The organism is Salinivibrio sp. MA427, from assembly GCF_001996115.1.
GTDB classification, from domain to species: domain Bacteria; phylum Pseudomonadota; class Gammaproteobacteria; order Enterobacterales; family Vibrionaceae; genus Salinivibrio; species Salinivibrio costicola.
Genome location: NZ_MUFH01000200.1, coordinates 1 through 4,918, shown reverse-complemented (window position 1 = coordinate 4,918; position 4,918 = coordinate 1). Strand labels below are relative to the sequence as shown.

4 protein-coding genes and 1 pseudogene are annotated in these 4,918 nt (G+C 50.0%); 3 read left to right on the top strand and 2 right to left on the bottom strand.

The features are described 5' to 3' along the window. Nucleotides 1-333: 333 nt before the first annotated feature. Nucleotides 334-1,309, top strand: a pseudogene (locus BZG79_RS11605) (hypothetical protein). Nucleotides 1,310-1,388: 79 nt separating this feature from the next. Next, nucleotides 1,389-2,036, top strand: coding sequence for an alpha/beta fold hydrolase (locus BZG79_RS11600; protein ID WP_077461160.1), 648 nt, complete (start codon nucleotides 1,389-1,391; stop codon nucleotides 2,034-2,036). A gap of 94 nt (nucleotides 2,037-2,130) precedes the next feature. Here BZG79_RS11600 and BZG79_RS11595 read toward each other — a convergent pair whose 3' ends face one another. Together BZG79_RS11595 and BZG79_RS11590 are read right to left on the bottom strand one after the other, a co-directional pair. Next, entirely contained in the window at nucleotides 2,131-3,402 is a 1,272-nt protein-coding gene (locus BZG79_RS11595) for a DASH family cryptochrome (protein WP_077461161.1), read from the bottom strand. Between the two features lie 140 nt (nucleotides 3,403-3,542). Beyond that, a complete protein-coding gene (locus tag BZG79_RS11590; RefSeq protein ID WP_242414171.1) occupies nucleotides 3,543-4,010 on the bottom strand; it encodes a DUF3392 domain-containing protein in 468 nt (155 codons plus the stop codon). On the opposite strand from BZG79_RS11590, the gene BZG79_RS11585 reads away from it, so the two are divergent. Next, the coding region (locus BZG79_RS11585; RefSeq protein ID WP_108743283.1) for a Gfo/Idh/MocA family oxidoreductase at nucleotides 4,009-4,918 on the top strand (910 nt) is incomplete at its 3' end. The genes BZG79_RS11590 and BZG79_RS11585 overlap by 2 nt on opposite strands.

Sequence of the window (4,918 nt, the reverse complement as noted above, 5' to 3'; positions counted from 1 at the left end):
CCTCATACCCTACAAATGAGTAACAGAATCTGATCTTGGTCAATAAAATGGTGTAACAAACTTTTCACAAAAGAGAGTTTGTTGAACTATGAAACCAGAAAATGGCATGGCGAATCGACTTTTACGATGTATTTATTCAGTATTTATGACTAAATAGTTATTTACATCCTATGTGTGATTCGATAATCTGCATGCCAGTCAGTCACAGTGAGTGAATAATTAATCGCCAAAGTGGTTGGTTTTCGCTGTGAGATAAATAAAAATTCAGGATTCAGACGTATGCAAAAAACTGACACACTCTCCAAGAAGGCACCTTCGACGAGAAATATTCTGATGTTCGCGATCCCATCGCTGCTTGGGTTGCTGTTTTTCATGACACCCATTACTTTCGGCGACAGTGTCACTATCCCTATTGCGGTGATGGCCAGCACTGTGTTGGACTTGTTAGGTAATAGTGCAACCGCGGTCGTCACTGCCTTAGTGGTGTTGAGTGCCGTTGTTTCAGTATTGGTTACCTTGACCAAACCTGCCGTGATCACACGCCATGGCTTTCTTAATGGCTTATTCAACGTAACCCCCATTTGGTTGGCAACTCGTATATTTGGCGCTGTTTTTGTCATCATGGCGTTTTATGGGATCGGTACGCCAGTGATCATGGGCGAAACCACCGGGGCGTTTGTGCTTAATGAATTGCTGCCTACCTTGCTTTCGGTATTTAGTGGTGCCACGTTTGCCTCCTTTATGCTGGAAAAAAGATGCGTTAATCGATAACTCAGAGCGACAAGGTGACGAGGAAACATTACCAGAAGGATATTCTACGTTAAGCTATGGCCTGCATTGTGCCCTCAACCGTGCCGAGAAAATCCGCTCGGTGAACAGCGTGCTCAAAGAGGGCGCCCAAAACGCTGTCGACATGGTACTCGGTGTCTTGCCTGTGGTGATGGCAATCGGAACCGCGGCACTGATGGTCGCAGAATATACCGACGTCTTTAGTATTCTTGGCGCACCCTTTGTACCACTGCTTGAATTGCTGCACATTCCTGATGCGGTGAAGGCGTCCGAGACCATGGTGATCGGCTTTGCTGATATGTTTATCCCGGCCATTCTAGCGGCAGACATTGAAAGCGAAATGACCCGCTTTGTGATTGCAACCGTGTCGGTCACTCAGCTGATTTATATCTCCGAAGTAGGTGCACTCTTGCTCGGCAGTAAGATTCCAGTAAAACTGTGGGAGCTGTTTGTGATCTTTATTTTGCGTACCCTGGTGACGCTTCCCGTTGTTGCAGGTATCGCCCATTTGATTTTCTAACGGATGATAGAGCGCGAGTAAAACACAATGACGTCTCACTCGATGAAGGGTGAGGCGTTTTTTTAAAAAGGGAGACGGGATGAAAATTGTGACATTGCACGGCTTATACATGCACGGCATCTTTTTGATCCCCCTGTGTGAGCGGCTGGAAAAACAGGGCCATCAGGTGCTGAATCTTTCGTATAACACCTTGAACCCAGACTTCGATGAGATAAACGCTAAAATTGATGCGTTTATTGGCCAAGCGCCCGCCATTCTTATTGGTCACTCAATGGGTGGGCTGATTATTCGACGCTACCTTGAGCGCCAAACCGAGCGCCTCTCGTCTGGCACGATAAACGTTCGTGCGGTGATCACCCTAGGGACTCCGCACCAAGGTGCTCAACTTGCCCGCTTATTTGGTGACCTTGGGTGGGGCGGCTGGTTATTTCAACGTAGTGAGCACCTGTTGATCCCAGATACCGTTACCCCTTGGGTCGACTTGCCACCGTTACACAGCCTCGCCGGAGATTGTCCTTTCGGCCCCGCGGCTATGCTGTTAAAAAAACAAGTCTGTGATGGCACCGTGTTGGTTGAAGAAACAAAAATCGAAGGCATGACTAGTCACGATGTGTACCCGGTTACCCACATTGCCTTACTATTCTCACGCCGGGTGAGCGATAAAGTGAGCGCGATTATTGAGAGCTACCGACCCGCCTGCGAAAAAGCCGGCGAGCCGAGGGACTAAGCGAACGACGCTTTACTGGGTAGATGAATGGGTAACTTGGTAAATAAAGGGGTAACTTGGTAAATAAAGGGGTAGTATCGGATTATCCTCACCATCAATACAAGGGCTCTTCATTGGTTAGCCATTTGGCGACAAAGCTGCCATCAGGATCGTATTGCGCGGCTTGCTTGTCGAGATTAAATCGGCGGCTGCCGCGGGGATCAGCCCCTACACCCGCCAAATATTGCCAATTGCCATAGTTGGCCGCCACATCAAAATCAATCAGCTGCTGCTCAAAATACGCCGCGCCATAACGCCAATCGATCCCAAGCTCGTGAATTAAACAGCTGGCGACTAACTGGCGACTACGGTTAGAGATCCACCCAGTGTGTTTTAACTGACGCATGGCGGCATTCACAATCGGGAAATCGGTACTGCCTTCGCGCCATGCCATAAAGGCTTCAGCATAAAACGTGGTTAGAGGACGTTTATTGGCGATACCTTTAAAGCGGAAAAAGCGCGCACCGTAGTGATACAGCATCCACTGAAAATATTCGCGCCATAACAACTCAAAATACAACCAATAGGTCGATTCATTCTGCTCGACATTGCGCTCATAGCGGTTTAACTCCGCTGCCGCCCAACGTACCGACAAGCAACCGTTGGCCAGCCAAGCCGATAAACGCGAAGAAAACGCCCACCCATCAAGACCATTACGCGTTTCTTTATAACGCTGGACCCGGTGCGTATCCCATAAGAAATGATTCAATTGGGCGCGGCCGGCAATTTCACCGCCTTGATACGGGGAAATCCGACGGTCGGACAGTGGTGCCGGCTCAGATGTCATGCCAGCCAAGGGCGCCGGTAATGACTCAGGCACCGGCAAGGGTAATCGCGGTTGGATCCCTTTCTTTTCGACCGCTTTACGAAACTGCGTAAACGTTGGCGGGATATCAGGTAAATCAAACGGCAACTGGTGTTGTGTAAACAGCGTATGCGCATCGGACACCACCACCCGCTGCGGAAAGCGGCTGACTAAGGTGTCTACCTGATGGCGCTCACGCGTACCAGGGTGGTCGGTGACGCCAATCAGATCAAACTCATGATCCATACAAAGGTTCGCCACCACTTCCAGCGGGTTGCCCGTACGAATAATCAGCTTTTGCCCCATGGCATCTAAGGCGCGGTGCAGCTCCGTTAAGCTTTGCCACAAAAATGCCTCGCGCTGAGGGCCCAAATGCTTGCTTTGAAAATGATCTGCACGTGACCAGCTCGGATCAATCACAAACACGCAGGTCAGCGTGTCACAGCTTGAGGCCAAATTAGCGAGCGCAGGATTGTCGTGTATTCGAAGGTCGTGGCGAAACCACATGAGTCCACGTTGCATACAAATCTCCTTTTTCTCACCAATACGCTGTGATACCAGTATCGGATTGCTTACACAGTATGGCTGCTTAGTAATTAAACAGCCATACGATAAAGTGGATGATTGGGCATCACAGGGAAGGGGGCTGGGCTATCGGGCGGTTAGATTTGGCGCTGACGCTGCGCCCACATCCCGATAAAGATAAAGGTCGCCACTAAGCCGGCAAACAGCCAATGATCAGGCCATCCACGCATTTTACCCGCAAGCCACGGCGACACCGCTATAATGAAAGCGCCGTAACCAAAAGCATTGATTGCCACAAATGCCAGAGTACGAACAATAAAATGGTGTCCGGTTAATAAACGGCGTAGGGTACGGTTAATGTCATTACCAAACACCACCAAAAGCGACGCGACAATAGCCATCGCAATATCATTTAGCCAAGGCGTTAACCACGCACCGGCCTGAGAGAGCCAAGAGATTAAAATATTCATAATGATAAACACTGTGTAGAATGCGGCTAGGTTACTGATTTCTGCTGGCGACTTCCAGCGCTGACTGAGGCCGCACTCGGTTGGGCCGCATCCGGTTGGGCTACAGCTGGCGCGCACGACGTAAGGAGAAAGCATGAAGATCGCATCGATCGGGCTTGGCGACATTGCCCAGAAAGCGTATCTACCCTTATTGGCCAACTGGCCAGGATTAGATTGGGTCTTGTGTAGCCGTGATAGCCAAAAGTTGGCTGCGCTCGCACATCAATATCGGGTGACGAACACGGCCACCGACATCCATGAATGCTTGGCGCTTGGTGTGGATGGGGTGATGATCCATAGCGCGACCGACTCGCATGCGGCCTTGATTCGTCCCTGCCTCGAAGCTGGCGTGCCGGTATTTGTTGATAAACCCGTTGCCCCTTCAGGCGCAGACGTTGAAACCTTATTTAACTTGGCTGAGCAACACCAAACGCCGTTGTTTGTCGGGTTTAATCGCCGTTATTTGCCACTGTTAAACACCCATCTGAACGATCAGCGTCCGGAAGATGAGTTAGGCACACCGTTGTTATCGTTGCGCTGGGAAAAACACCGCCATGCGCTGCCTGATGCGCCACGCCGCTTTATTTTTGACGACTTTATTCATCCGCTCGACAGTATTAATGTACATGGCGACATGAGTATTGATGATTTAGACGTGTTCGCGCAATTTGGTGAAGGGTTACTCGGCCGGTTAGATGTGCGTTGGCACCGTGATAATAGCTTGTTTGAAGCCAGCATGAATCGCCAATACGGTGCCACCAAAGAAACCATTGCCGCCGCGTATCGTAATGAGTGCTATTTCTTTGATGGCTTTACCCGAGGCGAACGCATGCAAGACAACGTGATCACTCAACTTAGCCTCCCAGATTGGACCGGTATGCAGGCGAGCAAAGGATTTGAGGCAATGCTAACTCACTGGTTTGAGGTGGTCAGCGCAGGCTGGGTTGAAACCTCACTGACTCAGCGTAACGTCTCAACCCATTGGACCGCCGACGATCTTGTGG

What these genes read in the sequence shown, in the direction of transcription:
- BZG79_RS11590 (WP_242414171.1), bottom strand. Translation starts at nt 4,010, where the DNA reads ATGCTTTCTCCTTACGTCGTGCGCGCCAGCTGTAGCCCAACCGGATGC.
- BZG79_RS11595 (WP_077461161.1), bottom strand. Translation starts at nt 3,402, where the DNA reads ATGCAACGTGGACTCATGTGGTTTCGCCACGACCTTCGAATACACGAC.
- BZG79_RS11600 (WP_077461160.1), top strand. Translation starts at nt 1,389, where the DNA reads ATGAAAATTGTGACATTGCACGGCTTATACATGCACGGCATCTTTTTG.